The sequence below is a fragment of the Prevotella sp. E15-22 genome (genome assembly GCF_023204875.1).
Lineage (GTDB): Bacteria > Bacteroidota > Bacteroidia > Bacteroidales > Bacteroidaceae > Prevotella.
In genome coordinates this window covers 1595270-1619912 of sequence record NZ_CP096247.1, presented here as the reverse complement: position 1 = coordinate 1619912, position 24643 = coordinate 1595270, and the positions used below count along the sequence as shown (strand labels likewise).

General features: G+C 43.6%; 15 protein-coding genes. 3 read left to right on the top strand and 12 right to left on the bottom strand.

The window, feature by feature from the left end:
• The 6 genes from M1D30_RS06575 to M1D30_RS06550 all read right to left on the bottom strand — a co-directional run bounded on the left by M1D30_RS06575 (position 1) and on the right by M1D30_RS06550 (position 9401).
• Complete coding sequence (locus M1D30_RS06575) at positions 1-3120, bottom strand: exodeoxyribonuclease V subunit beta (RefSeq protein WP_248507587.1); 3120 nt, start codon at positions 3118-3120, stop codon at positions 1-3.
• Complete coding sequence (locus M1D30_RS06570) at positions 3114-5210, bottom strand: DUF5686 family protein (RefSeq protein ID WP_248507585.1); 2097 nt, start codon at positions 5208-5210, stop codon at positions 3114-3116. Before M1D30_RS06570 ends, M1D30_RS06575 begins: the two co-directional genes overlap by 7 nt.
• Positions 5211-5311: 101 nt before the next feature.
• Positions 5312-6184, bottom strand: coding sequence for an RNA polymerase sigma factor RpoD/SigA (locus M1D30_RS06565; RefSeq protein ID WP_248507583.1), 873 nt, complete (start codon positions 6182-6184; stop codon positions 5312-5314).
• Positions 6185-6300: 116 nt separating this feature from the next.
• A complete protein-coding gene (gene tilS, locus M1D30_RS06560) occupies positions 6301-7620 on the bottom strand; it encodes a tRNA lysidine(34) synthetase TilS (protein ID WP_248507580.1) in 1320 nt (439 codons plus the stop codon).
• Positions 7610-8776: a class I SAM-dependent rRNA methyltransferase gene (locus M1D30_RS06555; protein WP_371874177.1), complete on the bottom strand. Its 1167-nt coding sequence runs from the start codon at positions 8774-8776 to the stop codon at positions 7610-7612. The genes tilS and M1D30_RS06555 overlap by 11 nt, the downstream gene beginning before the upstream one ends.
• Complete coding sequence (locus M1D30_RS06550) at positions 8769-9401, bottom strand: 3'-5' exonuclease (RefSeq protein ID WP_248507578.1); 633 nt, start codon at positions 9399-9401, stop codon at positions 8769-8771. Before M1D30_RS06550 ends, M1D30_RS06555 begins: the two co-directional genes overlap by 8 nt.
• Positions 9402-9509: 108 nt before the next feature.
• On the opposite strand from M1D30_RS06550, the gene M1D30_RS06545 reads away from it, so the two are divergent.
• From M1D30_RS06545 to M1D30_RS06535, 3 genes are read left to right on the top strand one after another with little or no spacing between them, the layout of a single operon-like run.
• Positions 9510-11954, top strand: a complete 2445-nt coding sequence (locus M1D30_RS06545) for a DNA translocase FtsK 4TM domain-containing protein (RefSeq protein WP_371874176.1) — start codon at positions 9510-9512, stop codon at positions 11952-11954.
• Positions 11955-12005: 51 nt separating this feature from the next.
• A complete protein-coding gene (locus M1D30_RS06540; RefSeq protein WP_248507577.1) occupies positions 12006-12608 on the top strand; it encodes a LolA-like putative outer membrane lipoprotein chaperone in 603 nt (200 codons plus the stop codon).
• A gap of 20 nt (positions 12609-12628) precedes the next feature.
• Positions 12629-14113: a DUF5687 family protein gene (locus M1D30_RS06535; protein ID WP_248507575.1), complete on the top strand. Its 1485-nt coding sequence runs from the start codon at positions 12629-12631 to the stop codon at positions 14111-14113.
• Between the two features lie 130 nt (positions 14114-14243).
• Here the strand turns inward: M1D30_RS06535 and pheS are convergent, their stop codons facing one another.
• From pheS to M1D30_RS06505, 6 genes are all read right to left on the bottom strand, one after another.
• On the bottom strand, positions 14244-15302 hold the full coding sequence (gene pheS, locus M1D30_RS06530) for a phenylalanine--tRNA ligase subunit alpha (protein ID WP_248507573.1): 1059 nt from the start codon (positions 15300-15302) through the stop codon (positions 14244-14246).
• A gap of 113 nt (positions 15303-15415) precedes the next feature.
• On the bottom strand, positions 15416-17539 hold the full coding sequence (locus M1D30_RS06525) for a TonB-dependent siderophore receptor (RefSeq protein ID WP_248507571.1): 2124 nt from the start codon (positions 17537-17539) through the stop codon (positions 15416-15418).
• A 78-nt stretch (positions 17540-17617) separates the two neighbouring features.
• Complete coding sequence (locus tag M1D30_RS06520) at positions 17618-19057, bottom strand: tagaturonate reductase (protein WP_248507570.1); 1440 nt, start codon at positions 19055-19057, stop codon at positions 17618-17620.
• A 219-nt stretch (positions 19058-19276) separates the two neighbouring features.
• Positions 19277-20614, bottom strand: a complete 1338-nt coding sequence (locus tag M1D30_RS06515) for an NADP-specific glutamate dehydrogenase (protein WP_248507568.1) — start codon at positions 20612-20614, stop codon at positions 19277-19279.
• A 321-nt stretch (positions 20615-20935) separates the two neighbouring features.
• The gene (locus tag M1D30_RS06510) at positions 20936-23146 is read right to left on the bottom strand and encodes a S9 family peptidase (RefSeq protein WP_248507566.1); all 2211 of its coding nucleotides are present in this window, start codon (positions 23144-23146) and stop codon (positions 20936-20938) included.
• A gap of 19 nt (positions 23147-23165) precedes the next feature.
• Positions 23166-24629 carry a DUF1846 domain-containing protein gene (locus M1D30_RS06505; RefSeq protein WP_248507564.1) on the bottom strand — a complete coding sequence of 488 codons (1464 nt, stop codon included), beginning with the start codon at positions 24627-24629 and terminating at the stop codon, positions 23166-23168.
• Positions 24630-24643: the final 14 nt, after the last annotated feature.

Sequence of the window (24643 nt, the reverse complement as noted above, 5' to 3'; positions counted from 1 at the left end):
TTACTTCACTTCAATTATTTTATTTGAATAGACAAACCACAGATAACCTGTAACATGGGGCATACCCATCTGTCGGAGTAAGTCCATATATTCATGCACTTGGTCGTGGTATTCTTGATGCTCACAACCAAACTTGAAATCGACAACTATCGTTTCTTTTCCGTCGGTCATCACACGGTCGGGTCGACGCTCTTGTGTATCTGGCGTTAGTATGGTGCATTCGTTAAACAACTGCCAATGAGGGGAGAACCATTGTAAAACATGAGGGTGGGAGAGACGTTTACGAATCATATCCTCCAACCGTTGATGGGAAATACCATTATTATAAAGAATTCCCTCTAATTCTAAGTCTTTCAATGCTTGTTCCACATCAGCGATGGTTCGAATATTTGAGAAAACCTTGTGTAATATGCTTCCCAATTGAATATAATCGGTAGCATTTGCTTCTTCATCATCACCCGAGAAGGTGGCAAACTCCTTACTTTTGTTACTTTGACGAAACTCCACTTGTTGTTCAAAGGGCTCAATCTGAACGTTAATAGGTGTAGCATTCTGCAAAAAAGGATTGTCGCTCTTCTTTTCATAATGAGTATCTTGTGCGTTGGCTGGCAGCTGTCCAAAGATAAAGTGAAGTGGCGATTTGGTGTCTACATCACATTCCAGGATAGAGTCTGACAATTCGTCAGCAACAAGCGGCAATACATTTTCAATCAGCATAGAACGTGTAGCCCCCGCATTTCTACGCCCCATAACGAAAAGACTCTTGGAAGCACGCGTGAATGCCACATAAAGAAGATTGAGATTGTCGATAATAACCTGCTGATGCTCCTGTTCGTAATCTTTCTGATAAATGGTGCCATTCATACTCTTCATGCTATAGTCAATTGGAGCGATAGGCAGTTGATTGAATGGAGACTGCTGAGGAATACACCAAAGAAGATCAGAATGTTCCATACGCCAGTCGCAGAAAGGCAGAATGACATGTGAGAACTCAAGTCCTTTCGATTTATGTATGCTGATGATACGGATACCATTTACCTCAGGACTCTGAATTGGTTTTGAACATATTGTCTCGTCCCATTCGGAAAGAAATGTGGGTAGGTCAGATGTCTCTTCATTTATATAAGTAGCCAACTGATCATAGAAAGCACATAAGTAGGCAGTTTGTCCTTTGCTCTTTTCTAAATGGAAAATGACATAGAGTTGCTCTGCCAGTTCATAGAGAGGTAATCTTTGTAGCTGGCTTGTTTTGTCAGTAAAGTCGGAAGGTAGGGTGCCATTGAGTTTGCCTGTAGTGAACTTTGCCAGATAGGCACGGGCAATAGTGTCGTCAGGATTTAAAAGAAGGCGCATTGCCTGTATAATTGTAATGACAGCAGGAGATGCGTCTAAGCGGAAGGCCTCATCACTGACCACGTTTATGTCTGGCATCGTCTGCATCAAGTAATTGGCAATCGTTGGAATGATGCTATTTGTTCTGACTAAGATTGCTATTTCCGTAGCAGAAACATGTTGGTTACGAAGTGTATTTATATGGTTTACGATAGCATCCAATGTCGTTTGCTGATAGTCTTCTGCAGGCAACAATGTAACTTCAACCATTCCTGTTGCTGCTTTTGTTGCGGGATATTGCTGTTTGACATCATCATATGCATTAACACCCTCCATCATTGCTGCATGAGTGAAGAAGGCATTATTGAAATCGATGATATTGCGTTCTGAACGATAGTTGATGTTCAGTGGCTTTTCCTCTATCAGTTGATCGGCATGAGGAAATTCGTCTTTGATGCCTGCCAATAAACGCCAATCACCGTTACGCCATCTGTAGATGCTTTGCTTGACATCACCAACAATAAGATTAGATGATCCCTCGTGGCTCATCGCTTCTTGAAGCAAGACCTTGAAATTCTTCCATTGAATGGTTGAAGTATCTTGAAACTCGTCAATCATAATGTGTTCCAGATGCGTGCCAATCTTTTCGAAGATAAAAGGCGAATCACTTCCATCAATCAGTTCATGAAGCAATTGCTGGGTGTCGCTAAGAAGAAATCTATTGGCATTTTCATTGAGTTCGTGCACCTTAGCTTCTATACTGCTCAGCAAGCGTAACTGACTAAGGTGTCGTAACGTAAGTTCGGCACTCTTATAGAGTAGCCATTGGCGTGGTTGTTCTTCTACGGCAAGACGCAAGAGTTTGTCGAGCTTGCAGTCAACTAACGCGTGAATAAATTCTGCTCGATCGCTTGTTTTTGTATACCATTTAGATGGATTGCCAATGGCATCTGCAACAGTTTGAGTGATAATACTCTCATCAAACTGTCCACGTTGCATCTTCAAGAAGATAGAGCAAACGCCTTTACTTTTCCTGGAGAAATCGTCAACGGTTAATCCTTCTTGTTTGATAGTTTCAAAGAATGACTCGGAAATTATCTGGATGCGATTGCTGGCGTCCTCACGTATTTGCCGTAATTCCTTGGTGTAATCATCAAAAAAGTTCTTCTGACTAATCACATCGTTGAGTTTCTTGCTTTGTTGCTTGTAATAGTCACGAAAGATGGTACGGCCAAACTGCTTAATCTGTGAGATAACATTCCATGATCGGTCGTCACTGATATTGTCCATGATATATCGCAGAAGCCATTGCAGCATTTGGTCAGTTGCTTTCAAACTATCAATGAGTTGGTCAACTGCCACTTCCTCTACTTGCACGTCATTTAGTCCAACGCGTAGATTGGCAGTCAGATCAAGCTCGCGCGCTAGATTGCGCAACACACTCTGGAAGAATGAGTCAATTGTCTCTACACGAAAATAGTTGTAATTGTGAAGTAATAGATGTAGGGCCGTACCTGCCTGACGACTGACAAACTCAGGAGAGGCTTCTAACTCCTGACATATCTTTTCTTGATAAGCCTTGGAACTTTCCAAACCACGCCAGATACCATATAGTTGACTCAATATGCGCATTTTCATCTCCTCTGTAGCCTTATTCGTAAAGGTTACAGCAAGCGTCTGTTTGTATGCCAGAGGATTCTGTACTAACAGTTTAATATATTCAACAGCAAGCGTGAAGGTCTTTCCACTACCTGCGCTAGCTCTATAAACAACAAGAGGTTTTACCATCTGCGGAATAATTCGAATGTAAATTTACAGCCCATGTTTTGATATTCAGTATTGAGAAAACTAGCAAAGATTCCCATAGAGAAGAAACGACATGAGAATCCGTAGCCTAGTTCTGAATATTGACGGGTGTGGTCTATTGAAAGGGTACTAAGATATGTTCTTTCTCGCTCAACATATCGGCCTATAGCAGGAGTTAAGAAGGCTCCCAATAATGGTGCCTCATAGGACAGATGACCACGAAGATAGTAACTAGACTCGTTGTAGAGTCTTGAGCTAAGAAGTTGAAAATCTCCCGACCAGTCATCGTCCCATCCATCTGGCAGATTGTTTGCACGGAAATTTGCAAAGTCTAGGAAGTAATTGTTTTTCTTGTCGGTATAAAGACCTCCACCAATACGTGTATTTATTTGTTCCGTGCGTCTCATCTTATATTTAAAAGAAGCATCAGCCTCTATACGTTCATATCTTATATAATTATTATTTAACTTGAAACCACGTTCATAGTTAACTGTAAAGAATGGTGCATTCTGCCATGGATTTAATTGAAGAGTAATCGATGGAGCAAGTGAATAGTACTTTTCGAACTTACCATACTGTTTCATTGCCTGAGGATTAATGGCGCATCGTTGATGGAACACAAGACCAGAACTTATATTTATCCAATTGCAAGGACGAATGTGATGCGATACGTTCCAATAATAGTCATCGAAAAGATCGAGATCCATCCCGTCTAAATCAATGCTCTCGCCATATTCCTTCTTAATCTCTTCAAGTACGCTGGCATTTCCAATACGGTTGTCTTTTCCGTAACTGGCATCAATACCAGCATCTAAACTTGAATTATAAATGAAATGAAGAGGAGCATTGAAATAGAATTCCTTAAGTTTGAAGTTGTAACCTACACGTGGACGAAACTCTATCCACGACAGATCGCTGAAATGATAACTTGCATATAGTTTCATCTTATAAGACAAGCCTTTGCTGCGACTGTAACTTATATACTGCGGATCGATGATAGACGAAAGTTGGATGCTACTTTTCTTTGAACGATGACCGATACTGTGGAATAGATTGTCTTCAATAAAATCCCAACTGTCTTTTAGATAATTATGATGTGGTTTGGTCGTCTCATCCTGATCGTCACCTTCTTCGTCCAGTTTCTTCTTACCAACAAGTGTCGCAGTTATGTTTAACGAATCTGTCTCCTCTTCTAAAAGGGTGTCTTCTTGCTCAACTGGCGAGTGTGCGCGAATAAAGTCTTCATAGATATCCAATTCTTGCTGGGATAGACTCATTGGCCGAATAGAATCCATCAAGTTATAGTCGCCTTTAACATCAACCGTATCCGACAATGTTATAGGGCAATCAAATACCGCTTCAAAATGTGAAGTAATGTGATTCCCTGCAAATTTAAAACTAATGTCGGTGATGCAATATTTTGGCAACAACGCATGCAATCCATCTTCACCTTGCATCGTTAGTGTTTGGAAGTGTATCATATCATATTCTCCTTCCAATTCGGCTTGCTCAATACGCCCTGTAATGCAATCCACAATAGCCTTTCCTTGTACCAACTGTGTGTTTGGTACAATCTTTGGACGGAAGTAAATACGCATTTGATTATTTGAGAGTGGTACTGATGAATAATGATAATAAATGCGGTTCTCACGGCAAAAAGGGGAAAGAATATGACCTGAGTATATGGTAGTTCCGTACAGATTTGGAGTAACATAGGACATAAGCACGGGCATAGTATGACGTTGCCTAGGAATTGTGGTGTTATATACTTGTTGGATGTTGTCATAATCGTCAACGGTGCGGAAGTTGAATCGACTATATTGCTCACTGACAAACGTTCTCTCTCCTTCAGCAATTGTATACATATGTGGAATTGCCCACAAAGTGACATTTCGCCGATGGGTTTGATAAATATGCTTCATGTAGACGTTGGACGAGAAACCATTAACGTCATGTGTATAGTTACGTTGAAAATTAAAGACGCGATTCATCACTAGCGAGTCTAAACTCTCGCCAGAAGCCATAGACGTCATGACTATTGTCATAGCTAAGGTTAGTAATACGCGTTTCATTGCCACAAAGGTATACAAAAAGAATGAAACGACCAATATTTCTAAAAGAAAAAAAACAGGAACTGAGTAAATCTTCTACAGTTCCTGTTCTATTCGTATTTTTATCCTAAGTATTTCATTAGTATCTTGGCATTGCCTGAGTCTCGGAGTTTTGCAATACTCTTCTCACGAATTTGGCGAACACGCTCTCGGGTAAGACCAAGTTCATCTCCAATCTCTTCAAGTCCTTTCTCGTGACATCCTATACCAAAGCATTCGCGAATAATGATGATTTCACGATCTTTCAATACTTTTGAAAGAACGGAGTTTAATTCCTGAGCCATAGATTCATGGTCCACATGGCGATCCGTACGACTATCATCGCCTGAAGCCATCACGTCAAGCATGCAGTTATCTTCACCGTCCTGGAACGGGGCATCAATTGATACATGATGACTGTCGGCCTGCATAGATTGACCAATCTTCTCCTCATCAATATCAGTCATTTCAGCCAACTCGCTAACAGAGGGGTGACGCTGATTCTCCTGTTCAAACTTATTGATTTCGTGATTAATCTTGTTCAGCGAACCTACTTGGTTCAGAGGCAGACGTACAATTCGACTCTGCTCAGCAATAGCCTGCAGGATACTTTGACGAATCCACCATACAGCATATGAGATGAATTTAAATCCTCGAGTCTCATCGAACTTCTGGGCTGCTTTGATGAGTCCAATATTTCCTTCGTCAATCAAGTCAGTAAGTGTCAGACCCTGGTGCTGATACTGTTTAGCCACTGACACGACGAATCGCAGATTAGCGGTAACCAGTTTATCCTTCGCACGTTCACCTTCCAAGCCTCCCTTGCGAATTTTTTGTGCCAACTCAATTTCTTCGTCAATACTGATTAGTGGGGCACGTCCAATTTCTACAAGATACTTATCAAGAGCTTCGCTTGAACGGTTGGTGATACTTTTCTGAATCTTTAGTTGTCTCATCTATCTTTCCTCGAATTTAATAAACTAACTGCCTGATATATAGGCCTATACATGTATATTTCTTTATTTGCGGCTGCAAAGTTACAAAAAATATCAATACGTTGTTCTCGAAACGGCTATTTTTTTCTGTTAAAAAAAGAAAATAGCAATGTTTCTTGCGTTAAATCATTTACGCAGAATCGTGCATCAGGACGATGATTTACCAACCAAATTATATGGCCTTGTTTGTCACAAAGCACTAATGTACGACGTTTCTCGAAGATTGATAAATGGCGATCGGTTAGATAATCGCTTAGTAATTTACTTCCCTTCATTCCGTATGGGAAGAATCTGTCACCAGATTGAATTGGTCGGATAGTCAATGGAAATGATACTTTTGATTTATCCAGGCACGCATACGATGAATCTTTTAAAATATATTTTTGAGGTTGAGATTCAATTTTCAGCATACAATCGTTATTATAGATATAATTTCCAGGTTCAGGTATACGCAGAATGGGAAGGTCTGGAACCTTTACTTCTAAGAGTAAGCATCCCTGATGAATAGTTAACTGATGGGTTTCAGAAGTCCATTCCCTGCCTGATTGCAGAGACGTAAGTGATTCATAAATGTGGTCGATTGTAGCTGGAGAATAATTGTATGTCTTGAGCCATTCGAATAGTATGCTTTTGGGCAATGTTTCTTTTAACAAAGCATGAATATCAAGTCTGTTTCCATCCAGAAGTTTCTCCAAGGCTTTACTTACTTCTTTGTCATAGATTGAAACAATCTCGTTTAGGTTCTGAGCCGCCCGCAAGATATTATTCTCAACGTTTGGATTGATTTCTTTTAACAACGGGAGAATGTTAAGACGAATCTTATTCCTAACAACCTCTGCTTGCAAATTACTCGAGTCAGTAACATAATCCTGATGTTGCTCAACAAGCCACCTCGTGATTTCTTCTTTATTGACACACAATAAAGGTCGGATAATATATCCATTACATGGATTAATACCTGTGAGTCCGTGAATTCCTGTGCCTCGAATCAAGTTGAGAAGAACAGTCTCGGCAGAGTCGTTTTGATGATGAGCCACACAAATTCCATCAAACCCAAGATCCTGACGCAAACGTTCGAAATAATTGTATCTAAGTTCACGGGCAGCCATCTCGACGCTTATTTTGTGGACCTTGGCATATGTCCTTGTATCAAAGTGAATAAGATGTAATGCAATATCATATTTATTACAAAGATCAACAACAAATGACTCATCTCGGTTGCTTTCCTCTTGACGCAAATGAAAGTTGCAATGAACGGCTTCAACATGATAACCCAAACGCAGCATAGCCAGCAAGAGGCACACACTGTCGGCTCCACCGCTCAAAGCAACTATATAATGCTTGTCGAAACTAAGCAACTGATGCTTTTCGATATATTTCTTTACCTTATTCAACATAAAGTACTAGACCCTTAAGGTATTCTCCCTCGGGATGATAGATGTTGATGGGGTGATCAGCAGGCTGATGCAACTGATGCAAGATACGCACTTTGCGACCTGCCAGGGCAGCTGCAGTGAATACTGCATTACGGAAATGATCTTTTGTAACGACTTGTGAGCAAGAGAACGTAAAGAGTATTCCGCCTCGTTCAATCTTTTCGAAAGCCTTTTGATTCAAACGTGTATAACCCTTCAATGCATTATGAAGTGCACCACGATGCTTAGCAAAAGCAGGTGGGTCAAGAATAATCAAGTCATAGCCTTTGATTTTATCTAAATACTTGAATGCATCCTCGCAAAAGGCTTCATGACGCGGGTCTCCCGGAAAGTTAAGTTCCACGTTGCGACGCGTCAGTTCAATGGCTTTTGCTGAGCTGTCGACGGAATGAACGCACTTTGCTCCACCACGCATGGCATAAAAGGAGAAGCCACCTGTATAGCAGAACATGTTTAGGACGTTCTTTCCTTTAGCGTATTTCTCAAGTAAAGCACGATTCTCACGTTGATCTACAAAGAAGCCAGTTTTCTGTCCACGAAGCCAGTCAACATAGAATTTCAGGCCGTTTTCTATTGCAATGTTATTGTCTGTCTCTCCAAGCAAGAAACCATTTTCAGGTTCCATGAACGATAGGGTAGTCTCGCTCTTGTAATAAATGTTAGAAACATGTTCCTTCATCACCTCAGCAAGTGCTGAAGCAATGGTGTGACGCGCTAAATGCATGCCGATGCTATGCGCCTGCATTACCGCTGTGTCTGCATAAATATCGATGATAAGTCCAGGAAGAAGGTCACCTTCGCCGTGAATTAATCGATAGGCGTTGGTCTGAGGATTGTTTGTTAGCCCGATAGCAATACGCATGTCAAGAGCAGATTGGATACGGGAAGTCCAAAACTGTTGGTTGATTTCTACATCATTAAAGGTGAGCACACGCACAGCAATTGACCCTTGCTGATAGTGCCCGATAGCGATGAAATCACCCTTTTCCGTAACCACACGCACTACTTCTCCTTCTTCAATTCCGTTATCCATATGATGGATTGCACCAGAGAAAATCCATGGGTGAAAACGAAGAAGACTTTCTTCTTTGCCTCGTTTTAAATATACTTTATTCATTATTATGTTCTTCTTTAATAATTAATTTGTAATTGCCCGATTCTTTGAGTTTTATGATTTCTTGGTATATCATGATGCAAGCCCATGCATCTGTGGCAGCATACATCTTTTGCTTATCAGTTAGAATATCAGTTTCCCAATTGCTCAACTGTTGTCTTTTGCTGATTTTCTGATTAAATAGATTTGCATATAATTTCTGTAGACTCAAGTCTTCTATACCCAAATCGCGAACAAGGTCTTGGATTTCAATAAAACTACCCGTTTTGAAATTCCCGATTTTATTGAGTGAATTTAAGTCATCATGCCAGGAAAGACCTATTTTCTTTACTGTTCGGTCTTCCAATAATTGAATGATTGCAGGGGTAAGCCCTGTGTGGTTTAACCTAAACAAGAAACATGTGTCTATGGTAGACACTTGCAAAAGCGATACTTTGTATTGATGACCACGCTTAAAAGATGGCCGAGTCTCTGTATCAAATCCCAAAATGGGTTGTGAGAGTAAATATCGCACAGCCTTCTCTGTTTCTCCTGGCGTCAGAATCACAATGATTCTTCCGGGAAATTGGGCAATTGGCAACGATGGAATCATTGCCTTGTCATATTTGTTGTATATCGTTTTAAGCATTCTATATCTTTTTCGTGGTGCAAAAATACAAAAAAAATGTGATTTTATGATGATAACTGATTTTTTTCCGCTAATTTTGCAGAAGAATTAACGAAATACTATAGAATAATGGCTAAGAAAAAGAGCAAGAAGTCGATGTCGCAATCTGCAAGTCCGTCTATGTTGGAATCATTGGGACTACGTCATATTTCACAAGTTTTTCAAAATGAGCGTTTGCATTTCTTCTTAGGAATGCTTCTTTTTGCGCTCTCTGTTTGCTTAACGTGGGCCTTTGTTTCATACTTCACAACAGGAGCTGCCGACCAGAGTATCATTGAGAATTTAAGAGAAGGCGATTTGGAAAACGAGCCTCAGAAGTTTGGAAATGCCGTAGGTAGCCTTGGCGCCTATGCAGCCTATTTCTTCATGAATCATTGTTTTGGTGTGTCCTCTTTTGGATTACCCTTGTTGATGTTCCTTTTCTCATTGGCATTAATGAAGGCCTACAAACCTTCATTGCTCAAATGGTTCATTTGCGTAGCCGTGGTTATGGAATGGTTCTCAGTAGCCTTAGCAAAGTTTGCAACGCCTTTGTGCTCTTCTTCGCATTTCTGCCCAGGAGGTGAACATGGCTTATATGTTTGCCGCTTGCTGGAACGATACATAGGAAGTCCTGGTCTTGTTGCCATATTGATTATTGTTGCTATATTGTTTCTGATGTATGTTAGTTCAGAGACCATTGTGTGGATTCGCAAAATTCTGAATCCAATGGGATTTGTCAGAAAGGTGAAATTCACCGTCAACAATAATGACACGACGGAAGTCGCACCTGACGATTCCTACGAGAAATTAATTCAAACAGAAGAGGACCCTGAAGTGTTTGACAACCCCCAGACGCAGGTTGTGGACTTTGGACAACAAAAGACTGTTGTCGAGCCTGTTGTAACAACGATGGAACAAAAGGATGAGCCTGAAATTGAGATAACTGTTGCTGGCGAAGAGGAGAAGGCCGACGACACGGAGAATCCCCAGGTGGACGTTGACAACTTAGAGCCTTATGACCCTAAACGTGATTTGGAAAATTACCATTATCCCACGCTGGACCTGCTAAACACCTATGAGTCGGATGGCAAGCCCTACATTGACATGGAAGAGCAGACAGCCAACAAGAATCGAATCATAGAAGTCCTTCGCACGTTCGGCATTGAGATTAGCAGCATCAAGGCCACCGTTGGCCCAACCATCACTCTTTACGAGATTACTCCAGCTCAAGGTGTTCGCATATCTAAGATACGCGGCCTTGAGGATGATATCGCCTTGAGTCTGAAAGCTCTTGGTATTCGTATCATTGCACCTATTCCCGGTAAGGGAACTATAGGTATTGAGGTGCCAAACGCAAAAGCAAACATCGTGTCGATGGAGTCAATCCTTAACTCAAAGAAGTTCCAGGAAACCACGATGGAATTGCCTTGTGCCATGGGTAAGACTATCACAAACGAGGTGTTTATGTTTGACCTTGCAAAAGCCCCGCACTTGCTTGTGGCCGGTGCCACTGGTCAGGGTAAGTCTGTTGGTTTGAATGCCATCCTAACCTCATTGCTATACAAAAAGCACCCAGCCGAGATGAAAATTGTGCTGGTTGACCCCAAGATGGTTGAGTTCAGTATCTATGCCAAGATTGCTAATCACTTCTTGGCAAAGGTACCAGATGACAATGCGTCACCTATCATTACTGACACCACAAAGGTTATTCGTACGCTTCAAAGTCTTTGTGTAGAGATGGATGCTCGTTACGAGTTGCTGATGGCTGCGGGCGAACGCAATATCAAGGACTATAACCGCAAGTTCATTGCCCGAAAGTTGAACCCCGAGAAGGGCCATAAGTTTATGCCATACATCGTGGTTGTTATCGATGAGTATGGCGACCTGATTATGACTGCAGGCAAAGAAATCGAATTGCCTATTGCCCGAATTGCCCAGAAGGCCCGTGCCGTAGGTATTCACATGATTATTGCCACTCAGCGTCCTACCACGAACATCATTACTGGTACCATCAAGGCCAACTTCCCAGCGCGTATTGCCTTCAAGGTTTCACAGGGAATTGACTCGAAGACCATTCTCGACCGTATGGGTGCGCAGCAACTTATTGGCCGAGGCGACATGCTTTACCTCCAAGGAAACGATCCCGTTCGTGTACAATGTGCATTCGTTGACACACCAGAGGTTGATAATATTAATCAGTTTATTGCTCAACAACAGGGCTATTTGGAACCTTACGAGTTGCCTGAGCCTCCCGTAAGTGAGTCTGAAGGCTTGAGTTCATCTGGCAGCGATGCAGATTTGAGTCATCTTGACCCAATGTTTGATGATGCTGCACGCCTCATTGTTCATGAGCAGAGCGGTTCGACGAGTTTGATTCAGCGTAAGTTTGCCATTGGCTATAACCGTGCAGGCCGTTTGATGGACCAATTAGAGAAGGCAGGTATCGTAGGACAGGCACATGGATCGAAGCCCCGTGAGGTTTTGATCCAAGACGACATGAGTCTGGAGAACCTATTGAATTCATTAAAATAAAACAAGCGAAAGAGTTCATTATATAATAGAAAATAAATTCAAATAAGGTATATGAAAAGATTGTTTTTAGTTCTCACGCTGTTGACAGCATGCTTTACAGCTTCTTATGCACAGGATGCTAAAACCGTTCTTGACAAGTGTGCGGCTTCTATCAACGCAAAAACCGGCGTACAGGCTGATTTCATTATGAATAGCGCTCAGTATGGTAATTCATCTGGAAAGATTTCTGTGAAGGGCCGAATGTTTACAGCTAACACGTCAATGGCTACTTTGTGGTTCGACGGCAAGACACTTTGGACCTATATGTCAAATAATGATGAAGTGAATGTGACCACTCCCTCTGAAGCTCAACTACAGGTGATGAATCCTTATAATTTTATTAATATGTATAAGAAAGGATTCCGCTATACGATGACTCAGTCTGCAGGTGCCTATCAGGTTCATCTCACTTCAACCGATTCGTCGAAACGGGTAAAAGAGATGTTTATCACCGTTGATAAAAAGACATATCATCCCACTGAGGTTAAGTTGCTTCAGAAACAAAAGTGGACCACCTTTACGATCAAGAATATGAAGACAGCCAAGCTGAGCGATGCTGCTTTCAAATTCAATTCAAAAGATTTCCCCACAGCCGAGGTTATTGACCTAAGATAATTACCAATAGATTTTCAACTATGAATCGCTGGAAACTCCTCCTTATTTTGCGCAAACAGGGCAATTTGGCTCTGCGTCGTAGTCCTGCTTTCGAACAAAGCATTGTGGCTAAAATCATGACGTTGTTTGGCGCAGGCATGTTTATTATCTATTTTATTTTCATAGGCTCCTTTATGGCTTTGGGGGCCACGGAGTCTCGAACATACACTTTGGTACTAGCTTTGCTGCCATTGTGGCTGGCCATAGACTTCGGCGAGCGTCTTGTCTTTCAGCAAACACCAGCGGTAATGGTGAAGCCGTACTTGCTGCAACCACTGCCTTTCTATTCCGTAGTTGAGACCTTCCTGCTGAATACACTCCTGGCAGGATTCAATTGGATTTGGTTGGCCCTCTATTTGCCCTACGCTGTCATTTTGGGCTTTGGCGGAGCTTCTTTCCTTACTGTGCTTTTGGTTATTCTTTGTGGATTAATCATGACGCTGGCCAATAGTCAGTTCTATTTGATGGTTCGCACGCTTGCTCAGCGTTCTGTGTTGTGGTGGATACTGCCCATTGTTGTTTATGGAGCACCATGGATAAGTTTGCCTATCAACGAAGATTGGTTTGATGCTCAGATGGATATGATCCTCGACTTTACATCCACATGGTTCTTCTTTGTTTTCAGCGTTGTTCTGCTGGCCGGATTATTCTATCTGAATCGCTGGATGCAGTTCCGCTATGTGCGCGAGGAGATTATGAAACTTGAGAAAAAAGAGGCCGACATGAAGCATATTTCACAGTACACGTTCCTCGAGCGATTTGGTCAGACGGGTGAATACCTGAAGCTAGAGCTCAAGTCCATCTTCCGCAACAAGGCCATCCGCCAGCGAGTCATCATGAGTCTGACTTTGATAGTCATTCTTACGTTGCTCATTTCCTATACATCAATTTACGATGGTCATATGATGCTTAATTTCTGGTGTTTCTATTTCTTTGGACTCTATGGCATGTCCACCTTAATTAAGATTATGGCACCAGAAGGCAATTATATCGACCTGCTGATGACCAACAAAGAAAATATCCTGTCGCTGCTAAAAGCCAAGTACTATTTTCATGTAGCTATTCTTGTTGTGCCTCTGTTGTTGATGATTCCAGCAATAATTGCAGGCAAGTTCTCGCTGTTGATGGTCATCGCGTATTTCTTGTTAAGCAGCGGGATGCTTTATTTCACGCTGTTCCAGATGGCTGTATACAACAAGCAGACGATTCCTTTGAACGAGAAGATTACAGGCAAGAATAACGTTGAGAATGGCATTCAGTTCATTATCCAAATGGTGGCAATGTTCCTGCCGCTGGTTTTAGTGTCTGTGTTCATTCTTCTGTTTGACGAGACCACGGCTTATGTGGCTTTGGCCATCATCGGCTTACTCTTCACTCTGACTCATCCTATTTGGTTGCGTAATATCTATAAGCGCATGATGAGCCGTAAATACGAGAATCTTGAAGGCTTTCATGCTTCACGTTGATAGAATAGTTTAAATACAAATAAAAAAGTATGGCACTTAGCTATTGAAAGTATATGACTTTCGTTTGCTAAGTGCCATATTTATTACCTGTAAATATGATACTTTCTTGGTGAAAGTATCATATCATGGATTAGTCTGCCGACTGGAACTCTTCCAGGAAACGGGTGTCGTTCTCCGAGAACATGCGAAGATCGCTCACACGATACTTCAGGTTTGTGATACGTTCAACACCCATGCCGAATGCATAGCCGCTATAGATGCTTGAATCAATGCCACACTGCTCCAGCACGTTCGGGTCTACCATACCGCATCCCAGAATCTCTACCCAGCCAGTGTGCTTACAGAAACCGCAACCTTCGCCACCACAGATAAAGCAAGAGATATCCATCTCGGCGCTAGGCTCGGTGAATGGGAAGTATGAAGGACGCAGACGAATCTTCGTGTCGGCACCAAACATCTCGCGTGCAAACGAGAGCAACACCTGCTTCAGGTCGGTAAACGATACGTTCTTGTCGATATAAAGTCCCTCAACCTGATGGAAGAAGCAGTGAGCGCGGGCTGTAATGGCCTCGTTACGATAAACGCGACCCGGGCAGATGACGCGGATTGGTCCTGTGAGTTTGCCATCCTCGGTGTGCATCTGCTCCATCACGCGAGCCTGAACACTCGATGTGTGAGAACGGAGTAGAATGTTCTTTGTTACATCGTTGGGATGCTGGCTCACGAAGAAGGTGTCCTGCATATCACGAGCGGGATGGTCAGCGGCAAAGTTCATGCGAGTGAACACATGAAGATCGTCTTCCACCTCAGGACCATCGGCCAATACGAATCCCATACGACTGAAGATGTCGATAATTTCGTTGGTAACAATAGTCAGCGGGTGGCGTGTTCCTAACTGGATAGGATAGGGGGTACGTGTCAGGTCGATAGCTTCGGCATCACCCTCCTGAGTGGCCAATTCGTCACGCAATTGGTTAATGCGGTCGGTGAAACGTTGTTTCAACTCATTAATCTTAATACCTACCTCTTTTTTCTGCTCAGCAGGCACCGAGCGGAAATCGTTCATCAACTCCGAGATTTCGCCTTTTTTACTCAGATATTTCAGTCGAAGTTGTTCTACTTCTTCTGCGTTGCAGGCCTTCAGGCTATCTACCTGCAGAAGGAGTTCATTGATTTTATCAAGTATCATTTTTTTTATAAATTGCAATTTCGGATGCAAAGGTAGTGCAAATCGAGTGAAAAACCAAATGAAAATCCATTTTTCTTTCCTCTCATGCGCCTCTGCATCCGAAACATTATTGCTTATAGCCTTATTTTAAGACCTGCCACAAACCATCGACCAGGTTGCGGCACGTTTCCAAAGTCTACATACGAACGATTATTCAGTAGATTGTTTACATCTGCATAGACTACGTAACGCTTGGCATCCCATTGTATGTGGGCATCCATCAGCATATACGGTTTGTAGTTCATTGTCTCACCGCTGAAGGATGTATATGAGCCCACGCGGTCTTGCCAGCGATAATCAAGTCTCAGACTTAGGTTTTTCCAAACATCTGTTTGCAGACTTCCTACAAGTTTATGACGCAGATATTCCAATGCATATTGCGACACAATGCCTTCCTCCAAGTCTTTGTCTTGATAAATGTAGCTGTAACTAAGGCTGATTCTCGTGTTCCTGTCGTTAAACTTAAGCCATTGCGACAAGTTCACGCCCATATTTGCCTCCACGCCATACGAGTTTACCTTTGTGTGGTTCACACTTTTCCATTGTGCCTCACTACCTTGGTTGGTGTCCATAATCCAGTCTATCATATCTTTACCATGATGATGATAGATACTGGCTTTTGCGTCGATAATGGACGAGATGTAGTGCGCTCCTATTTCCAAGGCCTGCATTTCCTCGGGCTTCAAATGCGGATCAGCCGAATAGCCTTGTAACTTGTAGTACATCTCCGTGAACGACGGTAAACGAAGTGAACTATTATAGGATGCGAATAGTTTCAGAGAAGACGATTGGCGACTGACGGATGATGCGCCATGTCCCATCAACTGATAACTCACATCAATGCCCGGATAGAGCGTCATATTCATGTTACTCCAGGAACTCTTAGCTGCCACAAAACCAGCCGAGATGGTTAGTCTGTTTAATAGCACATTATGTTCCAAATGGGCCGAGATGTTTGTTCGGTTAACACCAAGTGTATAGTCGCGATCGGTGCCGTTGATGTGATGCGTACGGAATAGTGGCTCCCCAAGATTGCCACTCACCAGATCTTCGTTTCGCATCTCTGCACCAAGAGCAGTTCGTCCACATATCCAATCAAAATAACTATTTAATTTCAAACCGTATACATTACAACGGTTATAGTTATATTTCATCTTTTCCGGACAATCTCTGTAGCCTTCGTATCGATCCTTGTTCTGGTTCCAATAGATGGCCGTTTGAAAGTGAACAGGACCTTCACGATTCTCGCCTTGCAGTGCAAAAAACGTTTTGGTGGTATGTTCATATTGCTCGTCAGCCTGCCATTTCGGCGTAGCATAAAATGTACCGGAGCCCCATCCTTTATCACTGATACCTAGGTGCCATGACAAACGCACAAGCTGGTTATGATATCCACCCTGATAGAATGCTTTTGAGCCACTGAAATCTGTATTCAGTTTACCGTCTCGCGAACGTGAATAGCCATCACTTCTTGCATACGATGCAGAAATCATTCCGTTCCAGTGAAGTGCATTGCTTAGTGGATTAATACGTGCTCCTGCTTTTGCATAGCCGTATGAACCGCTTTCCAGTCTAATTTCCGCATGAGTATTAGGCTGATGTGTGCGGGTAACGATGTTAATGGCGCCAACGAGTGACGAGGTACCATATGTACGGCCCGCAGGACCTTCAAGCACCTCAATACGCTCAATGTCGGACACATCGCATGGCAGGTCCATTGTGTTATGGGCCGTTTGCGGGTCAGAGATGTTGATGCCATTCAGTAGGATGATGATTTGCTCCTGAGTGCCTCCTCTAATTGAGATGTCTGTCTGCGAACCAAGTGGCCCACGTTGCCGGACGTCTATGCCTACGGCCATCTTCAGCAAATCGTTAATACTTTGTACTGGCGCCTGCGCAATATCTTCGCGGCTCAGTACAGTTACCATTCTCGCAGCCTGACTCACGGTCAGGGGAGCCCTAGAGCCTGTAATACTCACGTCGTCGAGCATTACTTCTCGGGCTGCAGTCTTGGTGCTGTCTTCGTTAGCTCGCCAAGTCTCGTCGCTAATGCTGGTGGCTCCTGCTGATTGGAGGGTTGCCACACTGAGCACAGAGATTACGACTTCACGACCCAGACAGGCAAAAAGCGAATAGCCTTTGCGCTGAAACTGGCGGAATACCAACACCTCATGCTTGATGAATTGTGGTTTAAACATACTGAGTTAATTAAAAAAAAACGGTGCAAAGGTATAAAAAATCTCCGAATCATCGTTAGATTCGGAGATTAAAGTGTGTTAAAGAATTGTCTTGACGGCTTCAAGCATTCCTTTTTCTTGTATCAAATCCAAGAATTGTTTTACCATTTGATTCAATCCTTGAATTTTATTCAGGTCTTCTTGCCATATAAACTCGGCACCAAGTACGCCATCAGTTACTTTCTGAGTGTCGCCAGTAGCCCAAAGTTCTTTTAGCAGGCCCGTAATCTTTTCATCGTCATTGGGCACGATCTCAACACCATCTGCGCGCTTGCCACCTTTATAGTAGGTGATGATGGCAGCCAAGCCAAATACAAGTCCCTTGGGCAGTTCACCTTTACGCTCTAAGAATGTCTTTACACCAGGCAGGTCGCGTGCTTGGAACTTTGGGAATGAATTAAGCATGATAGAAGTTACCTGATGATCTACGAATGGATTGTCGAAGCGCTCCAATACGTCGCCAGCAAACTTTTCCAATTCGTCCATCGGCAAATCAAGTGTCTGCATCAATTCTTCGAACTGAACCTTGTGGATATACTTCGATATAACTTCATGCTGACAGGCATCACGTACAATGTTTACGCCACTAAGGAAAGCTACTGGCGAGAGAACCGTGTGCGGGCCGTTCAGCAGAGTCACCTTACGTTTGTGATATGGTTCTTCAGACGGAACGAACAATACGTGCAGACCAGCTTTGTCGGCAGGGAATTCCTTTGCAACCTCTTTAGGAGCCTCGATAACCCAAAGATGGAAGTTCTCGGCCTGTACTACGAGGTTGTCGCGATAGCCCACCTTCTCCTGAATCTCGGCTATGTCCTTACGAGGGAAGCCTGGCACAATACGGTCAACAAGCGTAGCATAGACGCCACAGCATTCATCAAACCATTTCTTAAAGTCTGCGCCTAGATTCCATAATTCTATGTATTTATTAATGCAGTCCTTCAGTACATGGCCATTCAGGAATATCAATTCACAGGGGAAGATAATCAAGCCCTTAGTAGGATCACCATTAAATGTCTTATAACGACGATACAGCAGCTGAACCAATTTGCCTGGATAACTCGATGCGGGTTTGTCGTCAAGTTTGCAAGTAGAATCGAAAGCAATACCAGCTTCTGTAGTGTTTGAAATAACAAAACGAATCTCAGGCTGATCGGCCAACGCCATGAAAGCATCATTCTGAGAGTAGGGATTCAATGCGCGACTAATGACATCGATGCGCTCAAGCGTATTGACCGGTTTGCCATTTTCACGACCTTGAAGGTTCACGTGATACAAACAATCCTGACCGTTAAGCCATTCTACCATGCCTTTTTCGATGGGCTGCACAACAACAACCGAACCATTGAAGTTTGTCTTCTGGTCCATATTCCAAATAATCCAATCTACGAATGCACGGAGGAAGTTACCCTCGCCAAACTGAATCACTTTTTCTGGCATCACACTTTTAGGTGCAAAGTGTTTGTTTAATGGTTTCATTTCCATTGTTAGTATTATTTTATAGATAATGTTTTGCCTTTTTGAGCATGCAAAAGTACTAAACTTTTTCTGATTAGCCAAAGAATTAGCAAATAATAGGGGTGATAAATCATTTATTGTCAATTTGCACCATCATGTCAGTTCATTGAGTCCTATATACAAAAATCGAGCGGGTTAAAACCAACCCGCTCGAATAGTGTTATAACATTAATAGATGCATTATACAATGCCCTGAGCCATCATAGCCTTAGCAACCTTCATGAAGCCTGCAACGTTAGCACCCTTCACATAGTTGATGTAGCCATCAGCCTGAGTACCATACTTCACGCAGTTCTCATGAATATCGTTCATGATGCGCTTCAGGTAGTCGTCAACCTCCTTAGCTGTCCATGACAGGCGCTCAGAGTTCTGTGACATCTCAAGACCTGATACTGATACACCACCAGCATTAGAAGCTTTACCAGGAGCATACAGAATCTTAGCATCCTGGAAGATCTTGATAGCCTCGGGCAGTGAAGGCATGTTGGCACCCTCAGCAACAGCGATAACACCGTTGTCTACGAGAGCCTGAGCCTGCTCACCGTTAATCTCGTTCTGAGTAGCGCAAGGCAGTGCGATGTCGGCCTTTTCGAACCAAGGACGCTTGCCTTCGTAATATTTTGCAGTGGGATACTCCTCAACATACTCCTTAATACGTCCGCGCTCCACGTTCTTCAACTGCATGATGTAGTCAAGCTTCTCACGAGTGATACCATCGGGATCATAGATATAACCGTCAGAGTCTGACATGGTCATAGGAATAGCGCCGAGCTGCAAGCACTTCTCTGCAGCATACTGAGCTACGTTACCTGCACCAGAGATAAGAACCTTCTTGCCCTTCAGCTCGATGCCGCGAGTCTGCAGCATAGAAACGAGGAAATAAACTGTGCCATAACCAGTAGCCTCAGGACGGATGAGAGAACCACCAAACTGAATGCCCTTACCAGTGAGTACACCCTGGAACTGGTGGGTGAGCTTCTTGTACTGACCAAACATATAGCCAACCTCACGACCACCTACACCGATATCACCTGCAGGAACGTCCTCGTCAGGACCAATATGGCGATAAAGCTCATTCATGAAAGCCTGGCAGAAACGCATTACCTCAGCATCGCTCTTGCCACGGGGAGAGAAGTCTGAACCACCCTTAGCACCACCCATAGGAAGGGTTGTCAGTGAATTCTTGAAAGTCTGCTCAAAAGCCAAGAACTTCAGAATGCCCAGGTTTACAGACTTGTGATAACGGATACCGCCTTTGTACGGGCCAATGGCGTTATTGTGCTGAATGCGATAACCCATGTTGGTCTGAACATTGCCCTTATCGTCAACCCATGTCACGCGGAACTCAATCACACGATCGGGGATGCAAAGACGCTCGATAAGGTTGCTCTTTTCAAACTCGGGGTGCTTGTTGTACTCTTCCTCGATAGTGGGAAGTACCTGACTTACGGCCTGAATGTATTCGGGCTCGTTAGGAAAGCGCTGTTTCAACTGCTCTACAACTTGTGCTGCATTCATAATCTTTTACCTTTGAAAATTAAATTGAACTAAAGTTTGTTTATTTTGCATTTGCGTGTGCAAAGTTATCGTATTTTTTGGAAAACACAAACGTTTTATCATCTTTTTTGTGAAAAATGTGACGTTTTGATAATTAGATTATTATATTTTTGATATATGTCAAGGATTTATGTATAAATATATCGAAATATCACAAACAAATGGCAAAAAGCAACAAAAGGAAAAGAGACACCTTGTCATACTTGACAAAATGTCTCTTTATACATTTCATGCCTAACGTGGCAGAAGTTATTTCATATATATAATTAATAAGGTATATCCTTATTTTCCTATCCAGCGTTCCAGCCACTCGAAGTATGTTCTCTGCCACAGAATACCATTTTGTGGTTTTAGAACCCAGTGATTCTCATCAGGGAAGATGAGAAGTTCTGCTTCTATGCCACGCATACGAGCCGCATTGAAAGCGCTCATGCCTTGAGTTGCATTGATGCGATAGTCCTTTTCACCGTGGATACAGAGTATAGGTGTATCCCATTTGTCTACGAAACGATGGGGCGAGTTATCGTAAGTCTTTTTGGCTTGTGCAGTCTGATCCTTATTCCAATAAGCATCATCGTACTCCCAGTTAGAGAACCAGTTTTCCTCGGTCTCAGTGTACATGGCCTCCAGGTTGAAAGCACCATCGTGAGCGATAAAGCACTTGAATCGCTTATCGTGATGACCTGCCAGATAGTAGACAGAGAAGCCGCCAAATGATGCTCCTACTGCCGCCAGACGGTCGCGATCGACATAAGGTAGACTGTCGCATGCGAAGTCAATGGCCGAAAGATAGTCGTTCATGCATTGGCCAGTCCAGTCACCCGAGATTTCCTCGAGCCATTCCTGACCAAATCCTGGTAACCCACGACGGTTCGGTGCCACAACGACATAGCCCTGAGAAGCCATAATGAAGAAGTTCCAGCGATAGCTCCAGAACTGAGATACAGGACTCTGAGGACCACCTTCGCAGAAGAGCAGGGTGGGGTATTTCTTTGTTTTATCAAAATGTGGTGGAAGAATCACCCATGTAAGAAGTTCCTTGTTGTCGGTTGTCTTCACCCAATACTGTTCAACAGAAGGTTTAGCCAACTGATCGAGAATCTCCTTGTTGACCTCAGTAATCTGTGTTTTCTTTGCACCGTTATTTCCATCACCAGGTGTTATTACATAGAGATCATATGGTGATGTAAAACTGTGCTGCTCAGCTAAGATTTGCTTATCGTTCAGCATCTTTAGCGAACCGAAGTCGGCCCATTCGGTGATGATAGGCTTAACCTCACCCTGTAAGTTAGTGCTGTAAAGATTCTCTGTAGCATGCCATACACCAATGAAATAAATAGTCTTAGAATCGGGAGCCCAGCAATAGTCATCCACGTTTGAGTCGAACGACTCTGTGACGTAGCTCTTTGTGCCTTCTTTCAGATCGTAGACACAGAGGCGATTGCGGTCGGCCTCATAGCCGTCGCGCTCCATCGAGAGCCAAGCCACATAGCGGCCGTCTGGCGAGAACTTCGGATTGGTATCGTAACCAACGTTCATGTCCTTCAGATTTGTGTTGACGAACTGGTTCTTGAGAGACTTTGTTGGGTCGAGCAGATTATCAGTCTCGTACGGAACGGTGCCATCAGACACGACACCCCACTCACATCCTTTGCAGAGGTTCTTAGTTTTATTCATGTCGCCGCTCTCCACGTCATAGAGAAATATGTCTGAATCGGTCGAGACACTGTAGGCCAGTCCTGTCTTACAGCGACAAGTGAAGGCTATACACTTTGAGTCGGTGCTCCAAGCTAACTGTTCCATACCACCAAAGGGTTCCATTGGACATTCAAAAGGCTCACCTTCGAGCATATCTTTGCCCTCATTAGCGATGGTAAAATCATCATCCACAGTGAATACGAATGGATGCTGGATACTCTCCACATAATGGTCCCAGTGGCGATACATCAAGTCGGTCACCACGCGTCCAGTAGTCTTGGGCAGGTCGGCAGGTTTCTCTTTGATGATTTCGTTGAAGGGTATGCTCTGTAGGATAATAACCTTTGAATAGTCGGGCGAGAACATAAAGCCCTCAACCTTGCCATCCGTCTCAGAGAGTTGCTTACGACCAGAACCATCGAGGTTCATTTTCCATACCTCGCCACCCTTGATGAAGGCCACAGTCTCGTTGTCGAGCCACTGTGCATCCGTCTCGTTGTCAGCGTCCTCGGTCAACTGTTTCTGCTCCGTGCCATCGGCATTCATCATCCACAACACCTGGTGGCTTTTGTTCTCCTCTACACTATAGTATCCCATCTGAAATACAATGTGTTGGCCGTCGGGCGAAGGCTCGTAACCACCAATGCGACTCATAGCCCAGAGAGCCTCTGGAGTCATTTGGTCACTGGTAAGTTCTATCGTCTGTTTCTGGATATTCACTGTATCAGTCTCTTTCTGTGTGCCGCAGGCCGTCATCAGTAAAGCTGCTGCAGCAAGTGATAATGCTTTGTTCATATTATGTAGAATAGGCTAATTATTTCTTTTTCACAGGATCACACGTCAGTCCGCAACCCAATTTATTAAAGATTTTGCGGTCTACCTCAGAAAGCATCACCGTAGAGTGGACCTGACAGCCTTTGAGTTTAGGCAACTGCTCCAATGCACGACGACACATTTCATCATCCTTAGAAAGAACGCTAAGAGCGACCAACACCTCGTCAGTATGCAAGCGAGGGTTCTTTCCTCCCAAGTACTCAATCTTAGTTTTCTGAACAGGTTCGATAAGACTCTCAGGAATCAGTTTTATCTGATGGTCGATGCCAGCCAAATGCTTCGTAGCATTAAGCAACAAAGCAGCCGAGCAACCAAGCAGGGGAGACGACTTAGATGTGATGATTGTGCCATCTTCCAGTTCCATAGCAGCCGATGTCTGTTCGGTGAGTTCCTGTTTAGCCTGAGCAGCAACGGTAACACGTCGATATGCTGTGGTGATCTTAGCCTGATTAAAGAGCATCAGAATCTTATTTACCTCACGCTCGTTGTCTGCCCCCTCAGCCATTTTGTTCGTGGCCGAGTAATAACGGCGGATAATCTCGTCGCGAGAAGCCTGACAGCACACCTCATCATCGCTGATACAGAAGCCCACCATGTTGACACCCATATCCGTGGGACTCTTATAAGGATTCTCGCCATAGATACCCTCGAACAGAGCGTTGAGCACAGGGAAAATCTCGATATCGCGGTTGTAGTTGATGGCAATCTTGTCGTAGGCCTCCAAATGGAACGGGTCGATCATGTTCACATCGTTCAGGTCGGCAGTTGCTGCTTCGTAGGCGATGTTCACAGGATGCTTCAGAGGCAGGTTCCATACGGGGAAAGTCTCGAACTTAGCATAGCCGGCACGCACACCGCGCTTGTTCTCGTTGTACAACTGAGAAAGGCAAACGGCCATCTTGCCTGAGCCAGGACCAGGTGCAGTAACAATAACCAGCTCGCGAGAAGTCTCCACATAGTCGTTCTTGCCGAACCCCTCGTCACTGGCAATCAATTCCACATTGTGGGGATAACCATCGATGAGATAGTGAACATACGACTTGATGCCCATGCGCTCGAGACGATGACGGAACTGATCGGCAGCCTTCTGACCATTATAATGAGTGATAACAACAGATCCCACCATGAAGTCGCGGTTCATGAACTCTTCACGCAGGCGTAGCACATCCTCATCGTATGTTATGCCCAAGTCGGCACGCACCTTATTCTTCTCGATGTCCTCAGCGCTAACCACGATAACGATTTCCAACTGATCGCGCAGCTGACCGAACATACGCAACTTTGAATCGGGCTTGAAGCCAGGCAGCACACGGCTGGCGTGATGGTCGTCAAAGAGTTTGCCACCCAACTCCAGATACAGTTTGCCATCGAACTTCGCAATGCGCTCTTTGATGTGTTCCGACTGTATCTTCAGATATTTGTCGTTGTCGAATCCTATTTTCATTTCTGTGTCTATGT

Bases quoted from the DNA above. Each gene is read 5' to 3' on its own strand.
- M1D30_RS06550 (WP_248507578.1), bottom strand. From the start codon at position 9,401: ATGCTTAAAACGATATACAACAAATATGACAAGGCAATGATTCCATCG.
- M1D30_RS06510 (WP_248507566.1), bottom strand. From the start codon at position 23,146: ATGAACAAAGCATTATCACTTGCTGCAGCAGCTTTACTGATGACGGCC.
- M1D30_RS06505 (WP_248507564.1), bottom strand. From the start codon at position 24,629: ATGAAAATAGGATTCGACAACGACAAATATCTGAAGATACAGTCGGAA.
- M1D30_RS06525 (WP_248507571.1), bottom strand. From the start codon at position 17,539: ATGTTTAAACCACAATTCATCAAGCATGAGGTGTTGGTATTCCGCCAG.
- M1D30_RS06555 (WP_371874177.1), bottom strand. From the start codon at position 8,776: ATGAATAAAGTATATTTAAAACGAGGCAAAGAAGAAAGTCTTCTTCGT.
- M1D30_RS06570 (WP_248507585.1), bottom strand. From the start codon at position 5,210: ATGAAACGCGTATTACTAACCTTAGCTATGACAATAGTCATGACGTCT.
- M1D30_RS06515 (WP_248507568.1), bottom strand. From the start codon at position 20,614: ATGAATGCAGCACAAGTTGTAGAGCAGTTGAAACAGCGCTTTCCTAAC.
- pheS (WP_248507573.1), bottom strand. From the start codon at position 15,302: ATGATACTTGATAAAATCAATGAACTCCTTCTGCAGGTAGATAGCCTG.
- M1D30_RS06540 (WP_248507577.1), top strand. From the start codon at position 12,006: ATGAAAAGATTGTTTTTAGTTCTCACGCTGTTGACAGCATGCTTTACA.
- M1D30_RS06535 (WP_248507575.1), top strand. From the start codon at position 12,629: ATGAATCGCTGGAAACTCCTCCTTATTTTGCGCAAACAGGGCAATTTG.
- M1D30_RS06520 (WP_248507570.1), bottom strand. From the start codon at position 19,057: ATGAAACCATTAAACAAACACTTTGCACCTAAAAGTGTGATGCCAGAA.
- tilS (WP_248507580.1), bottom strand. From the start codon at position 7,620: ATGTTGAATAAGGTAAAGAAATATATCGAAAAGCATCAGTTGCTTAGT.
- M1D30_RS06575 (WP_248507587.1), bottom strand. From the start codon at position 3,120: ATGGTAAAACCTCTTGTTGTTTATAGAGCTAGCGCAGGTAGTGGAAAG.
- M1D30_RS06565 (WP_248507583.1), bottom strand. From the start codon at position 6,184: ATGAGACAACTAAAGATTCAGAAAAGTATCACCAACCGTTCAAGCGAA.
- M1D30_RS06545 (WP_371874176.1), top strand. From the start codon at position 9,510: ATGGCTAAGAAAAAGAGCAAGAAGTCGATGTCGCAATCTGCAAGTCCG.